12 protein-coding genes and 1 pseudogene are annotated in these 15414 nt (G+C 63.8%); 8 read left to right on the plus strand and 5 right to left on the minus strand.

Going from position 1 to position 15414, the window contains the following annotated elements; translation table 11 throughout:
• The first annotated feature begins 251 nt into the window (after positions 1–251).
• The 3 genes from H8F24_RS04865 to H8F24_RS04875 all read left to right on the plus strand — a co-directional run bounded on the left by H8F24_RS04865 (position 252) and on the right by H8F24_RS04875 (position 5486).
• Positions 252–812, plus strand: coding sequence for an NUDIX domain-containing protein (locus H8F24_RS04865; protein ID WP_197157992.1), 561 nt, complete (start codon positions 252–254; stop codon positions 810–812).
• Entirely contained in the window at positions 812–2383 is a 1572-nt protein-coding gene (locus H8F24_RS04870; protein ID WP_197157990.1) for an FAD-binding domain-containing protein, read from the plus strand. Before H8F24_RS04865 ends, H8F24_RS04870 begins: the two co-directional genes overlap by 1 nt.
• 541 nt (positions 2384–2924) lie before the next feature.
• Positions 2925–5486, plus strand: coding sequence for a Mur ligase family protein (locus tag H8F24_RS04875; RefSeq protein WP_197171210.1), 2562 nt, complete (start codon positions 2925–2927; stop codon positions 5484–5486).
• 126 nt (positions 5487–5612) lie between these two features.
• On the opposite strand, the gene H8F24_RS04880 is transcribed toward H8F24_RS04875, so the two are convergent.
• Positions 5613–6824, minus strand: coding sequence for a DegT/DnrJ/EryC1/StrS aminotransferase family protein (locus H8F24_RS04880; RefSeq protein WP_197157981.1), 1212 nt, complete (start codon positions 6822–6824; stop codon positions 5613–5615).
• 53 nt (positions 6825–6877) lie between these two features.
• The gene (locus H8F24_RS04885; protein ID WP_197172016.1) at positions 6878–7477 is read right to left on the minus strand and encodes a thioredoxin family protein; all 600 of its coding nucleotides are present in this window, start codon (positions 7475–7477) and stop codon (positions 6878–6880) included.
• A gap of 82 nt (positions 7478–7559) precedes the next feature.
• On the opposite strand from H8F24_RS04885, the gene H8F24_RS04890 reads away from it, so the two are divergent.
• Positions 7560–8132, plus strand: a complete 573-nt coding sequence (locus H8F24_RS04890; protein ID WP_197157979.1) for a hypothetical protein — start codon at positions 7560–7562, stop codon at positions 8130–8132.
• A 41-nt stretch (positions 8133–8173) separates the two neighbouring features.
• Here the strand turns inward: H8F24_RS04890 and H8F24_RS20105 are convergent, their stop codons facing one another.
• The gene (locus H8F24_RS20105; RefSeq protein ID WP_197171212.1) at positions 8174–9631 is read right to left on the minus strand and encodes an FAD-binding domain-containing protein; all 1458 of its coding nucleotides are present in this window, start codon (positions 9629–9631) and stop codon (positions 8174–8176) included.
• A 134-nt stretch (positions 9632–9765) separates the two neighbouring features.
• Between H8F24_RS20105 and fabI the strand changes: the two genes are divergently transcribed.
• From fabI to H8F24_RS04910, 3 genes are read left to right on the plus strand one after another with little or no spacing between them, the layout of a single operon-like run.
• The gene (fabI, locus tag H8F24_RS04900; protein ID WP_197171213.1) at positions 9766–10548 is read left to right on the plus strand and encodes an enoyl-ACP reductase FabI; all 783 of its coding nucleotides are present in this window, start codon (positions 9766–9768) and stop codon (positions 10546–10548) included.
• 26 nt (positions 10549–10574) lie between these two features.
• Positions 10575–11639: a hypothetical protein gene (locus H8F24_RS04905; RefSeq protein ID WP_197171215.1), complete on the plus strand. Its 1065-nt coding sequence runs from the start codon at positions 10575–10577 to the stop codon at positions 11637–11639.
• Positions 11639–13429, plus strand: a complete 1791-nt coding sequence (locus tag H8F24_RS04910) for a glycosyltransferase (RefSeq protein WP_197171217.1) — start codon at positions 11639–11641, stop codon at positions 13427–13429. The genes H8F24_RS04905 and H8F24_RS04910 overlap by 1 nt, the downstream gene beginning before the upstream one ends.
• A 188-nt stretch (positions 13430–13617) precedes the next feature.
• On the opposite strand, the gene H8F24_RS04915 is transcribed toward H8F24_RS04910, so the two are convergent.
• Positions 13618–13869 (minus strand): hypothetical protein, encoded by a 252-nt coding sequence (locus tag H8F24_RS04915; RefSeq protein WP_197171219.1) that lies wholly within the window; start codon positions 13867–13869, stop codon positions 13618–13620.
• A gap of 12 nt (positions 13870–13881) precedes the next feature.
• On the opposite strand from H8F24_RS04915, the gene H8F24_RS04920 reads away from it, so the two are divergent.
• The gene (locus tag H8F24_RS04920) at positions 13882–14748 is read left to right on the plus strand and encodes an AGE family epimerase/isomerase (RefSeq protein WP_231598227.1); all 867 of its coding nucleotides are present in this window, start codon (positions 13882–13884) and stop codon (positions 14746–14748) included.
• Between the two features lie 299 nt (positions 14749–15047).
• Here H8F24_RS04920 and H8F24_RS04925 read toward each other — a convergent pair.
• Positions 15048–15314 (minus strand): annotated as a pseudogene (locus H8F24_RS04925) (transposase); the annotation flags it as partial.
• Between the last annotated feature and the right edge of the window lie 100 nt (positions 15315–15414).

Raw genomic sequence — 15414 nt, forward strand, 5'->3', positions numbered from 1 at the left:
CGCGGGGACGTTGTCTGACGTCCAGTCTCGCTGACCGATTGCGCCGCGGCTCTGCGGCCAGACGTCGCCGAGGCAACTCCTCGCTCTCCCGGCCAACCTGCTGGATCGGCTCCTGCCGAGCCTTGGCGCCCTGCTGCAAGACCGTGCTGCCGGCCGCCCGAGCTGCTGCCGCCTGGCTCCGGCCGCCCGAACTGCTGCCTCCTGGCTCTAGCTGGCCGGTTTAGCGTCCGCCCCAGCCGTTGATCCCCGCCATGGCGCCCCTGCCGCCCCCTGAGCCCGCGCGCCATCTCGAGACCCTCGAAGCCCTCGATGCCCGCAAGATCCGCTTCGAGATCAACCGGGTGGAGCTGCCGATGGGGGTGGAGGGCAGCTTCGGGATCATCCGCCATCCCGGCGCTTCGCTGGCGGTGCCCGTGCTCGATGACGGGCGCGTGGTGGTGCTGCGCCAGTACCGCTTCGCGGTGGCGGCCCGCATCCTCGAATTCCCCGCCGGCACCCTGGATCCCGGCGAGGAGCCCCTGGCCACGATGGAGCGGGAGTTGCAGGAGGAGGCGGGCTACAGCGCCTGCCGCTGGGATCCGCTTGGCCTGATGCTGCCCTGCCCCGGCTATTCCGATGAGGTGATCCACCTGTTCCTGGCCCGGGGGCTCACCCCCCTGGAGGCGCCGCCGGCCGGCGACGACGACGAGGACCTGGAGGTGCTGCTGATGGAACCCGCCGCACTCGATGCGGCCCTCGCCAGTGGCGACGAGGCCCTCGATGGCAAGAGCGTGACCGCCTGGTTCCGGGCCAAGCAGCTGCTGGGGCTCTGATGGCTTCCCCTGAGGCCGCCCGCCGCTGGCTGTTCTGGCATCGCCGCGATCTGCGGCTGGCCGACAACCTCGGCCTGGCGGCGGCGGCGGCGGCGACCCCAGCCCTGACGGGTGTGTTTGTGCTCGACCCGGCAATCCTGGCCGACCCGGCGATGGCACCGGCCCGCCGCTGGTTCCTGCTCGAAAGCCTGCGGGAGCTGGCCGCCTCCTGGCGGGCCTGTGGATCGCGGCTGGTGCTGCTGGAGGGAGACCCGCTGGTGCTGCTGCCACGGCTGGCTGCCGCCCTCGGTGCCGAGGTGGTGGCCTGGAACCGCGATGTGGAGCCCAGCGGGCGAGCTCGCGACCGGGCCGTGGCCGCCGCCCTGCAGACCGATGGCCGCCGCGTGCTGGTGGACTGGGATCAGCTGCTGGTCGCCCCGGAGGCGCTGCGCACCGGTGCCGGTGATCCCTATCGCGTCTACGGCCCCTTCCTACGCAACTGGCGCGGCCAGGTGGAGCGCAAGCAGGTTCTCGCGGCTCCTGGCACCGCCGGGGGGATCGAGCCGCTGGTGGCACCAACCGGCCTGCTGGATCTGGACCCGGCGATGCTGCCCCGGCCTGATCTGTGGGAGGCCCTGCCGCGCCTGGAGGCGGTGCCGCCGGCCACACGCTTCGGAGCGGCCTTCTCCGGCGCCGACCTCTGCCCCTGCCGTCCCGGCGAGGCGGCGGCCCTGGCCCAGCTTGAGGCCTTCTGTGAGGGGCCTGCCAGTGGCCGCGGCCAGCGAGCTGCGCTCCTGGCCTATGAGCCCCAGCGCAACCTGCCGGGCATCGCCGGCACCTCAGGCCTCAGTGCCGCGCTCGCCTTCGGCACCCTCAGCCCGCGCCAGGCCTGGGCGACGGCCCGCGCTGCCCGCGACCTCACCCGCAGCGAGGAGGAGCGCACGGCGATCAGCGTCTGGGAGCAGGAACTGGCCTGGCGCGAGTTCTACCAGCAGGCGCTGTTCCATTTCCCGGAGCTGGCGGAGGGGCCCTACCGGCCCCAGTGGCGTCACTTCCCCTGGGAGAACGACCCCGAGCGCCTCGAGGCCTGGCGGCAGGGGCTCACCGGGGTGCCGATCGTCGATGCGGCGATGCGGCAGCTCAACGCCAGCGGCTGGATGCACAACCGTTGCCGCATGATCGTGGCCTCCTTCCTGGTCAAAGACCTGATCTGCGACTGGCGCCTGGGGGAGCGTGCCTTCATGGAACGCCTGGTGGATGGCGATCTGGCGGCCAACAACGGCGGCTGGCAGTGGAGCGCCAGCAGTGGCATGGATCCGAAGCCCCTGCGCATCTTCAATCCCGCCAGCCAGGCCGCCAAGTTCGACCCGGAGGCCATTTACATCCGCACCTGGCTGCCGGAGCTACGCCACGTGGCCACGGCCGATCTGATCCGCGGCGAGATCGCTCCCCTGGAGCGCTGCGGCTATCCTGCGCCAATCGTGAGCCATCAGCGGCAGCAGGCCCACTTCAAGGCTCAGTACTCGGCCTTGCCACGAAATGGAGCGGAGGCGGTCCCGGGCTCAGTGGACAGGTCGACAAGACTTGCGTGAAGACCACTCCCAGCGGTTGCATTCATCCGGTTCAGCGCCTTCATCGCCGCGCAATGATCAATCGAAAGCAGCCGTTGCCGAGAGAGGGCAGGCTCTGTATTGGATTCCTGGGCAAAGCGAGCATCGCTTACTGGCGTGGCATATTGTCACTGGATTGAATGCCAAGAAAGTCACCTTCTTTGTTGCTTAGCGGTGCATAGCGGCTGCCCATGACTGCAGCAAACTGCCATCTGGAGAGAAGTGCGCGGTTATGAGCTGGGGCTTGATTTTCAGACCCATCTCAGCTTGCCAAGGGACTGATCCGAAGGCTTCCGAATCCTCCCTAGCGAATGCACCACCAGGACCTGCTATCCGATCGACAGGCAGACGACTGGAGTGTCGATTTGCACGTGCCGACCTCGTGCCCACGAATGGACAGATGACATCTCGCAGAGATCGCACTCTCCCAGAGGTCATCGGGCGTTACCGAAAATCCAGGAATTCATGCGATGGTGAGTTGACCATAATTTAGCCTTCCCTGAGCGCTATTCAGCCATCAATCATGAAAGTTGCTCGGCTCCGCTTTCTGCGCAAGGGCAACATGCAAGCCCCCTGCAGCGGGGCTGTCATCGAATTCACCGGGGTCGACCCTGCTGAAGAGCTGGACGCAGAGAGGCTGGCCCGTTGGCTCACGGCGCTTCCCACCAGCCTGAGGCTCTCACCGGCTGATTGCCAGGGTCCGTTGGTCGCTGTGCTGCCAAGGCTGCTTCTGGCCTGCAGCGAACACGCCCGGCTGGAGCAGGCACCAGTTCGGCTGCTGCATCAGGGGCCAACAACCCTCTGCCTCTGGCTGCCTGTCGATGACCCCAAGGCCGCCAAGGCGGTCGCAGCCCTCAGCATTCATATCGTTGAGGCAGTGAGGCGGGGCAACCTGCCTGATGCGACCACAACCAACCACTGGAACGCACTGCGCTCCCGCTTCTGGAACCAGACCCACGCCCACCTGGCCCGGGCGGCCAATCAGCTGGGAATTCCGTTTGCTCTGGTGGACAAGGATTGGCAGCGGTTTCTCCAGTTGGGACAGGGCTGCCACTTGCGTCTCTTCCATGAGACCCTCACCGATCGCACCCCACTCTTTGCCCGCTCAGCCACCAATAAGGAAGCTCTCCACAACCTGCTGAAACATCGCGGTGTGCCTCTGCCGGCCCAGGAAACAGTCGAGACACTCGAGAATGCGCTGGCCGCCGCTGAACGGATTGGCTGGCCAGTGGTGCTCAAGCCCGCTTCCGGTGGCAAAGGCCGAGGCGTATGGGTCGGGCTGAGCGACCCGATGGAACTGCGACAGGCCTGGCAGAGCCAGGAGCAGAGCGGCGAGGGGCGGCAGCTGTTGCAGCAGAACCTGACGGGGGCAGACCATCGCCTGCTGGTGGTGATGGGCAAGTTGCTGGCGGTGGCGCAGCGCCAACCGGCAACGCTCATCAGCGATGGCCTGCTACCCCTGCACAGGCAGATCGCAGTCCTCAACGCTGATCCGGAGAGGGGCGTGGGCTATGAACGCCTGAAGAATCGCGTCCCGGTGGACGGCCGGCTCGATCTGATCCTGGGCGAGCAGGGCTTCACGCTGGCATCTGTACCTCCGGCCGGCACGCGGGTTCAGCTCTCCCGCACGGCCAACATCTCCCAGGGCGGCACGGCAATCGATTGCAGCGCCCGGGTGCATCCCGACAACCGCCGCCTCGCTGAGGACATTGCCCAACTGATCGGTACCGACGTGGTGGGCCTCGACCTGATCAGTCGTGACATCGGCGTGAGCTGGCGTGAAGGCGGCACCTGGCTGCTGGAGGCCAACCTCTCCGCTGGCCTGCGGCCCCATCTCCTGGCCGATCCTGATACCGATCTGTGCCAGCGGATTGTTCGCCTCTGGATGGGTGAGCATCCACAGGCGGGCCGGATCCCCATCGCGCTGATCACCGGCAGCGTCGGCAAGACCACCACAAGCCGCATGCTCGCCCATTTGCTCCTCGATGCCGGGAAGCGGGTGGGCCTCTGCTCCAGCACGGGTGTGGAGCTGGACGGGCAGCTGATCAAGGCCGGTGATCTGGCGGGAGGCGGACCGGCGCAGTGGCTGCTGCAAGACCGCCGGATCGAAGCCCTGGTGGCGGAAGTCGCCCGGGGTGGCATCCTCATGGCCGGCCTGGGGATCGAGAGCGCTGATGTGACCGCCGTGCTCAATGTGCTGGATAACCACGTCGGAATGGACGGTATTCGCTCGCGCGAAGATCTGGCCCGGATCAAGGCGGTCGTGGCCCAGGCTGCCGAAAAGCTGTTGGTGGTGAATGCAGATGATCCTCTGACACTGGGCATGGCCCAGAACCGAGACCCCGCCACTGTCGCCCTGGTGAGCGAGGATCCGGGGTGCAGCGCCTGGCACGCCCACCGCAGAGCAGGACACCTGGTGGCGAGCTACAGCAGAGAGCGGCAGGGGAACATCAAGTTGCACCATCAGGATCAGCAGCTCCTCTCTATCGCTTTGCGCGAGATTCCCGCCTCAGACGATGGGGCCGTCGGCACGATTGCCACAGCTGCAGCATTCTCCGCGGCACAAGCCATTGGGCTTGGCCTCAAGGCAGACCAGATCATCCAGGGGCTGCGAAATTATGGGCTCAAGGCGAGCCATCGCCGCGGGCGGTTTGAAATTCTGATGCGCGAGCCCTGGCAAGTCGTGCTCACCTGGGCCGATGGCCCTGAAGCGATGGCCTCCCTCTCCAGCTACGCCCTGGCCGCCACCGAGGCGGAGCCATGCCGCAGAATGTTGCTCTGCTCAGCCCCGGACACCCGTCCGGATGCTTTTCTGCAGAAGGTTGGTCAGGCCACCTGGGGCTTCGATCTTGTGGTCTGTGCCGCATGGAGTGAACGGAGGAACAGAACTCCAGACATGGTGCCTGCTCTTCTGGCCAAGGGAGTGCGCAGTCTCGGCCCCGACGGGCCAGCGGTATTGGAGTCAGGACTGGAATCCGAAGCAGTGGCCTTGCTGGCCGAGCAGATCCGGCCAGGGGATTTTTGTGTGGTCTCCACCTTTGAGAGTGAAATCATGAGGGAAAAATTGCTCGCAGCCTTGAGCTGATCGAACCCCGGTTGATGGTCGACCCTGGGTATGCCCTGTGAGGCTTGCCACCCACAACTAACCAATCAGGAGGGGACGAAGTGTTTCGATTCGCTGCTGCATGGTTCCGTAGCTGAGCGGCACCGATCAGGCCGGCACAGACACCTTCAGGGCCGACTGAATCACACTCTTGAGAACCTCAATCACCTGCTGCTGCTGCTCCGCACGCAGCTCCGGGAAGATCGGCAGGCTCAGCACCTCGGCGCAGAGGCGCTCGGTGACCGGCAGGCTGCCGGGTCCGTAGCCCAGGGCGGCGTAGGCGGGCTGGCGATGAATCGGGATGGGGTAGTAGATGATCGTGGTCACGCCGGCTTCCTGGAGCTGCTGCTTGAGCCAGTCGCGGCAGCAGGCCTCCGGCAGGCCGAAGTCGGCGCTGTCGGAGGCGGGGGTGCATTGGCCGCCGCAGGCGGCCTGGCCACCGGGGCAGCTGGGGACCCGCACCACGAACTGGTTCCAGCTGTGCCCCGCCGGCCCGGCCAGCGGCAGCTGGATGCCCTTCAGATCGGCCAGGGCCCCGTCGTAGGTGGCGGCGACCCCGCGACGGCGCTCGATCCAGCGCTCCAGGTGGGGCAGCTTGACGTTCAGCACCGCCGCCTGCATGGCATCGAGACGGCTGTTGTAGCCGAGGGTCGTGTGCAGATAGCGGCGCGGCATGCCATGCACCGCCAGCTCCCGCACCGCCTGGGCCACGGCGGCATCGCGGCAGGTCACGGCGCCACCGTCGCCGGCGGCGCCGAGGTTCTTGGTGGGGAAGAAGCTGAAGCAGCCCGCATCCCCCCAGCTGCCCACCGGTTGCCCGGCCCACTGGGCACCGGTGGCCTGGGCGCAATCCTCGATCACACGCAGGCCGTGGCGACTGGCGATGGCGCAGACCCGCTCCATGTCCACCGGGCGGCCGAACAGATGCACCGGCATCAGGGCACGGGTGGCGGGTGTGATCGCCGCCTCGATCTGATCCAGATCGATCAGATAGGTGTCCGGGTCGACGTCCACGAACACGGGAGTTGCGCCCACGGCACTGATCGCCTCGGCGGTGGCGAAGAAGCTGAAGGAGCAGGTGATCACCTCGTCGCCGGGGCCGATGCCCAGGGCCCTCAACGCCAGGATCAGGGCATCGGTACCGCTGTTGCAGCCCATTGCGTGGGGCACGCCGCAGGCCCTGGCGAAGGCCTCCTCGAACCGGGCGATGCCGGCGCCACCGATGTATTGGCCACTGCGCAGGACCTGCAGTACGGCAGCGTCGAGTTCCTCCCCGAGGTCCTGGAGCTGCTCGCTGAGACTGAAGGGAGGCACTTGCATGGCGGACACCTTAAGGCCAGTTCCAGCCTGCAGGAACCGCGATTGCGGGGCCTTCAGCGTGCCCAGGCCGGCTCCTGGCCTGGAGGCCATTTGATGTTGCAGCCGATCGAGGCGGTCTGGTCCGGTGCGACGGGCCGGCCGGCCAGCAGTGCCTCGATGGCGGCCCGCAGATCCCGCCCGTCCAGGGGAACGGCGTTGCCGGGGCGGCTGCCGTCCAGCTGGCCGCGGTAGGCGAGGCGCAGATCGGCATCGAACAGGGACGGATCCGGCGTGCAGGCGGCCCGCAAGGAGTGCGCCAGTTGCTGCTCCTGGTCGAGCAGGTAGGGGAAGGTCCATCCGTTGCGCTGCGCCTGGGCCTGGAGTCCTGCCGGGCCGTCCTGCGGATGGGTGAGGGTGCTGTTGCTCGAGATCCCGATCAGCTGCAGCCGCCCGCCGTAGTCGGCCTGGAGCCGGCTCAGCTCCGGTTCGATGTGCTTCACAAAGGGGCAGTGGGCGCAGAGAAACAGCACCAGCAGCGGCTGGCCGCCCAGGGCCGCAGGCTCCAGTGGGGCACCGGCAACCAGCTCGATGCTGCCGCTGGTCAGGGCCTCGGCCAGTTCCGTCAGGGGCAGGGGGGTCCCCAGCGGCAGCATCGTCGAGGGGGTGAGGGCCATGACCGGGGCGGCGTTCTGACGCCGATGCTGCAGCAGCAGCCCGCCGTTCGGGGAGGATCGACCCACTTGAGATCGGCCTGGCTTGACGGATGACCTGCCGCCCCAGCGTTCCCGCCTGGCGGCTCTGCTCTGCCTGGGGGGGCTGGTGGCCCTGATCGGCGGCTGTGTTCCCGCCCATCGCCATCCCAGCTGGGCCCTCTATCCCCTGCAGCGCCGGGTGCCCCACGACGGCCTGGCGGTGGTGAGCCAGCCCGATGGCTACGGCCTCCATCTCTGGCTGGACACCGACACCCGCCAGGAGGGGGTCTGCAAGCCGCGCTGGAATCCCAATCCGGCTCGGCTCTTCAACGGCAATGGCACGGCGCCGTTCAGCTCCGGGCTGGCAACCCAGCAGGAGTTCTTCGCGGCGGTGGCCCGCCCCGATGTGCAGCGCCTGCTGCGGCGCGAGCTCGAGGCCCTCTGTGCGGCCCGGGCCCCGCGCAGCAGCTTCACCTGGGTGGAACCGCCCCGCCGCCCCCAGGACATCAAGCCCGAGGCCTTCCCGCAGCTGGAGGAAGCCGACCTGCTCAGCGATCCGGAAGCGGTGCTGCAGCAGGAACGCAAGCTGCTCGGCGAGGATCCGCCGATGGGGCCTCCGCCAGCGGGTGTGCCCTGATGCAGCCGCCTCGGGGTTCGGCCTGCGCAAGGGCCTGCGGGTCAGGGCCTTCCGCGGCCAGCGGCGGCCCAGACCCTCGCCTCGGCGCGGCGCCAGTAGCGGCTGAAGCGCCCCAGATCCACCGCCTGCTCGAGTACAACGAAAGGCTCGGGCGGCAGCACCGTGAGAGGCAAAGCGCCGGCGAGCTGGGCCTGGATCGCCGCGAGGCGCGGGTCCACGGCGGCGCTGGTGACGATCCCATCGGCGCCGTGACGTTGCGCGAACGCCAGCAGCTCGGCCGCTGGGTCGCCGTGGCGGATCGTGACCGGCAGCTCCACCAGGCACTCCGCCAGAAAGCCAAGCCGCTTCAGGCTGGGGGGCGGGCCGCTGGTTGTGGTGCCGGTCAGCCAGGCGCTGTCGAAGACGAACAGGGCCGGCCGGCCCGGGTAGGCCCGCAGGGCGGGGTTGGCGGGGCCGAGGGCTTCGCCGTGGATCCAGAGGACCGGTCGCTGGGGTGGATCCGGATTGGGGCGGCTGGTGCCCGTGGGCGCCAGCGGTCCAGCTGAAACGGCGAGGCCGGAGGCAGAGGCAGTGGAAGGCTCTGGCGCCGGGGGTGGAGGGCTGGGAGTTTGCGGAGCCGGAGCTGAAGCCGGCGGCGCCTCAGTGGCCCATGGGAACAACTGCTGCTGCAGCTGCTCGTAGTCGGCGTCGAAGGGACAGCCTCCGGCGACATCCGGGCCGCCGCGGCGGGCGGCAGGACAGCGGGCGCAGAGGCTCTGGCCGCCGTAGCGCTCCAGGTTGGCCCGGTTGAAGATGTAGGGCTTGCTGCTGAAGCTGCTGGCCACCCACTGCCAGCTGAGGGCGTTACTGGCGGGGTCGCCATCCAGCAGGTGCTGCAGGAACCACTGGGCACCGGCCTGCCAGCGCACCCGGCGCCAGTGCACCACATAGGAGGCCAGCCAGAGGCGGGCGTGGTTGTGCAGCCAGCCGCTGCCGATCAGCTCGGCCGCAAAGGCATCGATGCAGGTCAGGCCGGTGCTGCCCTCTTGGATGTCGGCTGGCAGCACGGCGGCGTAGCTGGCGGCGGGGTGGCCGGTCTTGAGCGGTTCGCGGTCGTGCCAGATGCCGTCGCCCAGCTGGTGCCAGAGGCGTTGCCAGTAGTCGCGCCAGCCCAGCTCGGCGATCAGCTTGGCGGCGGCGGCGCGGGGGGCACCGCTGGTCTCCAGCCAGGCGAACACCGCGTCGCGCACCTCGGCCAGGGTGAGCACGCCGTGGCGGATGTAGGGCGACAGGCGCGTGACGGCGCCATCGAGGGCATTGCGGCTGCGGCCATAGGCCCCTGGATCGATCGCCGCCAGGCGCCGCTCGGCCGCGGCTCGACCGCCACGGATTGGGCTCAGGCCACTGGCGGGGCTGAGGAGCAGGGGCCGCAGCGCCTGTACCAGGGCGGCCCTGGAGGCGAACTTGCGGGGCAGGTCGCCGTGTGCGGTGGCGGTGGCATGGGGCGCGCGCGCGTCCAAGGCGGCAGGGCGGGGTTGGCTCCGATCCTGGCTGCGATGGTCATGGCCTTGCCTTGTCCGGGCGCTGGCCTGGGCCGGGCCGAGCTGGGAGCGGGTGGGGGAGAATCCCACGATCGCCCCCGACCCGTTTCCGCATGCTCCTCGATCTGCGCGGCAAGAAGGCCCTTGTCACCGGCATCGCCAACAACCGCTCGATCGCCTGGGGCATCGCCCAGCAACTGGCGGCGGCCGGGGCCGAGCTGGGCGTCACCTACCTGCCGGATGAGAAGGGCCGCTTCGAGGCCAAGGTGCGCGAGCTCACCGCGCCCCTGGCTCCCACCCTGTTCGAACCGCTCAACGTGCAGGACCCCGCCCAGATCGAGGCGGTGTTCGCGCGGGTGAAGGAGCAGTGGGGCTCGATCGATGTACTCGTGCACTGCCTGGCCTTCGCCGGCAAGGACGAACTGATCGGCGACTACTCCGACATCAGCCCCGAGGGCTTCGGCCGGGCCCTGGAGGTGAGCGCCTATTCCCTGGCGCCCCTGTGCCGCTGGGCCAAGCCCCTGTTCAACCCGGGCGCCAGCGTGATCACGCTCAGCTACCTCGGCGCTGAGCGCGCCATCCCCAACTACAACGTGATGGGCGTGGCCAAGGCGGCGCTTGAGGCCTCGGTGCGCTACCTGGCCGCCGAGCTGGGCCCCGACAAGCAGGTGCGGGTGAACGCGATCAGCGCCGGCCCGATCCGCACCCTGGCCAGCTCCGCCATCGGCGGCATCCTCGACATGATCCACAACGTGGAGGAGAAGGCCCCCTTGCGCCGCACCGTGACGCAGGATGAAGTCGGAGCCACCGCCGCCTTCCTGGCAAGCCCCCTGGCCAGCGGCATCACCGGTCAGGTGCTCTACGTGGATGCGGGCTACTGCATCACGGGAATGTGATGGGATCATCCGGGATCAGGCAGGGCATGTGGGGCCTGACCTGTTACTTCAATCCCCTTGGTTGGAAGTCGCGACGAAGGATCTTCGAGATCTTCCGCAGGGCCTTGAGGATTCCACTTGTCGTGGTGGAGTGGAGTCCATCAGGCCAGTTTGAACTAGAATCTGGGATTGGCCTGAAGGTTCTGCAGATCAGCGGAGGCAGCATTCTATGGCAGAAGGAGAGGCTTCTGAACATTGGCATCAAGGCGCTTCCCGAGGAATGCACCCATGTGACATTGATGGATGCTGATCTCATCTTTGAAGATGCTGACTGGCCGGAGAAAGCAATCTCAGCATTGAAGATTTATCGGATAATCCAACCCTTTTCCGAAGTCTGTCACTTGCCATCAACCATCCAGTCCGATGGGTTCCTGAGCGAGTCGGAGGAGCCTCCTTACACATCAAGATGCATCGGACTGGGGCATGCCTTGTCGAGGGTAGCCGATCAGAAGGAGCTTCTGAATCAGATCATCAGCAATCAATGCCTGCGGTTTCAAGATCTTCTGGAGCAAGGGAGGAGTAGTGAGCAGTCTTCAAGGCGCGAGGATGAGAATGCTTTCAAGGAATTGCCCATCCCAACCCCGGGCCTTGCCTGGTCCTGCCTTCGGAAAACACTGGATCAGTTGGGCGGAATACCGGATCGCTTCATCGGCGGTGGGGGAGACCTTTTCCTGATGCTTGGGCTGCTCGGGCGAGGCGATGATCTCGTCGCAGGCTGCAATGCAGCTGGGCTCACGTATGTGAACCATGTCGCCTATCAGAAGTTCTGTGGATCACAAACCCAGCGTGAAAAGCCAATGGGCTCCTTGCCTCAGCGTGTCTTCCATCTCCACCATGGCTCACTCTCGAACCGCCATTACGATGCTCGACATGTGGCCCTGCAGTACTTGAATATCGACCTCGACGCACACCTCGGATTCGACAGCTCTGGCCTTCTTTGCTTTCTGGGTCCAGGCAAAGAGCTGATGGAACGTCATTTACATCGTTACTTTATGGAGAGAATGGACGACGATGATCTCTCAGCCATCGCACACCCTAGAAGCCAGCGCTGATGGTATGGCCCATTCTTGCATCGGTCCTCACCTTGATGCTGGTGGTACCGATTCACCTCAGGCTGTGGCTGCCGGTCGGCGATCGCCGCTTCAGTCAGCCGGGTCACGATGGCAGGGGTGGAGAGCCGCTTGGTTTCAATATAATTGGCTTGCTGTTCTGCGTCCTCACGTTTCATCTTGCCTGGACGTTGTCCAGCTGTTCCACCGCTCCTACTGCCACCGGTATGGCCTTGCTGCTGCTGGGGAATACGCTTCTGGCACCTTGCTTCTTTGCCTGGGCCCATACGCTTTGGTTTTACAATGGTTTGAGGAAGCTGCCCATCGATCGGCCTTGGTCGAGCGAACTACCCCGCTCTGTTGTCGATGAACTTCCCTCTGTATCTGTGGTTGTTCCTTGTAGGAACGAGCCCCTTGCAGTGGTTCGGCTCACGATCGAGTCTGTACTTAATTTGGAATATCCCAAGCGAAAGCTCTCACTCGTTGTAACTGACAATAGTGATGATGATGATGGCGAGCTGAGAGGCTTATGCCAGTACATCCACCAACTGACGTCTGTTGGAGTGAATGTGAGCTTGTTGCATCGCCGTGGCACTGAGGGGTTCAAAGCGGGGAACCTCGATCATGCACTCAAGGAGATCAGCGCAGATCTGGTGCTGTTTTTGGATGTTGACAACTCCATTCCAGCAGATTCTCTGATCAATCATGTGGGGGCTTTTGATAAAGAAGGTGAGCTGGCATTCTTGCAATTTTACAATGTTCCAGTAAGTCAGCCGCTCGGCCGAGTGCCCTCAGCCACGGCAAATCTATTAGAAAGAATAAAGTTTGAAGAATTCATCCGCGCAGACCTAGGTGGATGGCCAATGTTCCAAGGACACAATTGCATCTGGCGAACATCAGCACTGAAGCAGATTGCACCACTAAGTCAAACACTATGTGGAAAGAGTCTGCTGGTCGAGGACATGCACATGACCCTCCGAACCAATCGGCTGGGCATGCATGGCAGGATGGTGTGGAGTCCTGCAGCGTTCTGGTCACCCCTGCGCTTGGTTGATCTGGAATCGATGCTTGTGCGGTGGTGCTACGGCACAATCCAGATCCTACCGAAAGAGTTTACGTTCCTACTTTCTCGCTGTCACGGTTCCTTGACGCTGTGTGAGTATATGGATCTTTGGGACCGCCTCATTGGCAGCCGGGCAAAGGCGTTGTTCCCCTTCATTCTGATCCTGCTGCCCAAGTGGGGCAAGGGTTCGGAAGCTCTCTTCGCCTGCTGGGCCTTCATCTTATTGATCGAAACCGTCATTTCCATCACTCCTGCTCGGCCCGACTACGACGCACCTCACGCACCAAGGCTGCACCCCAGTAAATTGTTCGATATCTTTCTGCTGGGTCAATTCGCAAGATGGTGCGATCTGAGGGCGATGGCTGAACTTTTGATACCCCGAAGAAAGCGGTGGGTTCCCACAAGCAAAGTAGCAGCCTCAGATCAGTCAAAGAATCGGCAGGCGCCCACCTCATTCGGTGAAACAAAGCGCCGCCCTTTTGGCTCCCTTGGCCTCCCTCTTGCCTGCCATCTCAGCCTCATAATGCTAATTATTATGCATCAGATCCTTGACCCAATGAGTCCTTCTGCATTGGTTGCATGGATTCCTTTGATGGTGCAAGTATTGGGAGTATTGGCAGCTATAATCATATGCCGCCAAGCGAATCCAGTCGGTTCAGAATCGCTCATCTTGGCATGTTCGGCAATTCGTTGGGGACGCATCCATGGAAGAGATCACGTCGCGCCTTGAAATAAAGCACACCGGTAGGCGCAAGAGTCGGTCAGCCAGTTTCTCGACCAATGCAGGGTAATCCTCTGCGGACTGATCTCTAACTTTCATTAGCAATGATGAACTCCGATCGAGTGCGACAACTACTCCACACCCACGTGCTGGAGGTTTGGTTTCCTCGATGTTTTGACCCTGCTGGACCCGGCCTCTTAGCCGAATTCGGTCCAGACTGGGCACCGAGACATGGTCGTCCAAAGCTTCTGGAATTCAGTGTACGCCAGGGCTGGGCCGCCACGGTTCTTGCTGCCCAATTCCCGCAGCATGCAGAGATCCTTCATGAAGCGGTCCGGAGAGCGAGACACGACATCGATCATGTCTTTCATGATCCTCACAGCGGCGGCTGGCGGCAGTGGAGCAATCCCATCGAGGGTCGACAGCAAGGGTCCGAAGTCCATCTCCATGGATTGGCCTATATGATCAGCTTTGAGGCAACTCGGGCCCTGCTGTTCCCACAAGATGGAGCACTGGAACGATCCCTTGCCTGCTGGCACTGGGTGACCCAGGCAGTCGGAGACACCCTCCCAATCGGCCTGCGAATACCCCTTACCAGTGCAGACCCTGGGGAAGCCTGGCATCGGCTGGATGGCGTCGGAACTCCTTATGCTCTATGCGACCTCAATGTGCTTGGGGACTGCTTCGAAGCACTGGTCTTGCTGCATCAGGCCTGGCCCGAGTCAGACCTCTTGCCCCAACTTGAGGCACTAAGAGATCAACTGCTCAGCCTGGTCCACAGGGCAACCGGTACAGTGCAGTTCTTTTTCAATTCAGTTGGAGAAGTCGGGCCAGGACATCATTGGAGAATTGGCCAGACCTGGCAATTGGTCAAACGGATACTTCAGGCTGAGGTGATCTTGCCAATCACGCCTGAGACAATCGGGACCTTGAAGTCAATTGTCTGGAACACTATCGAAAGGGCCTGGGATGATATGGGTGGCGGCTTCTTCTTCGCTTTGCCTCATTGCCTTCCAGACTCCATTGAAGGGCACGACTTAGTTGTACGGCGAAAGAGTTGGTGGGTGCAGTTTGAGGCACTGGCAGCCCTAGACGCCGTTGCTGTTACCGCGCATTTTGACAAGGCTACAAGGGTAACAGCCTCAGAGTATACGAGCAAGACACTCACATTCATTGAACAATATCTCTTGGATGAGCATTCGGGTGGTTTCTTTGATCATGTCGCTAACAGTGACGAGAATAAGACAGATCTCTTCAAAGGTGGGGCCTGGAAAGATGCCTCTCATGAGACGCTCTGCTTGAGCCAATTGCTCGAAAGGGCAGGATAAATCACTGCTTTGAAGGACTACTTACTTCTGACCAGCATTCAATCTGCAATCACTCAACGAGAGAGCCTGCAGCAGTCGTAGCACCAAGGTTTTCGCTCGATTGTCTTGATTGCTCCGAAGGGGAAGTCTCATATTCCGGCAGCCCTAGAGCCTTAAGGTTACACAGGGCCTCCTGAGAAAGTAAGAACCAGCCCCAGGTCAGCAAAGTGGGGAGGCCCCGGCCTAACACTGAGTGTTGCTCAGGCTGCTATCCGGCGACAATCTGGTTGAGCGATCGGCCAAGGGGGTTGACGCGGGGCATACGGGTTCTCCATAAGTTGTTCAACCAGCTCTTCGTCTGTGATCGCCATGCGAGCTTTGATGATCAGGGCACCCAATGCCATTCGAAATGGCTTGGCAGGTGCCCCAAAGCCTTTACAGAACTGCGACGCGTAGTCGTCCTCCAGCTCATCCCAGGGAATGAGCTCAGCAAGCTTGATCAAGCGATTATCACCTGAGAGTTTGCCGCCAAACGGCAAGAAGAAATCCTCAAACGAGAGCTGATGACGATGCTCGCGCTGATACATATGAAAAACTCTGGGCTGGTTTTCGGCGACATCGAGCCGAATTGAACACATTCTACAGTTGAAATCTGCTCGGATCTACTGCGGCACAGCCGCTCTGCCC

This window comes from Synechococcus sp. CBW1002 (assembly GCF_015840915.1).
Taxonomy (GTDB): domain Bacteria; phylum Cyanobacteriota; class Cyanobacteriia; order PCC-6307; family Cyanobiaceae; genus CBW1002.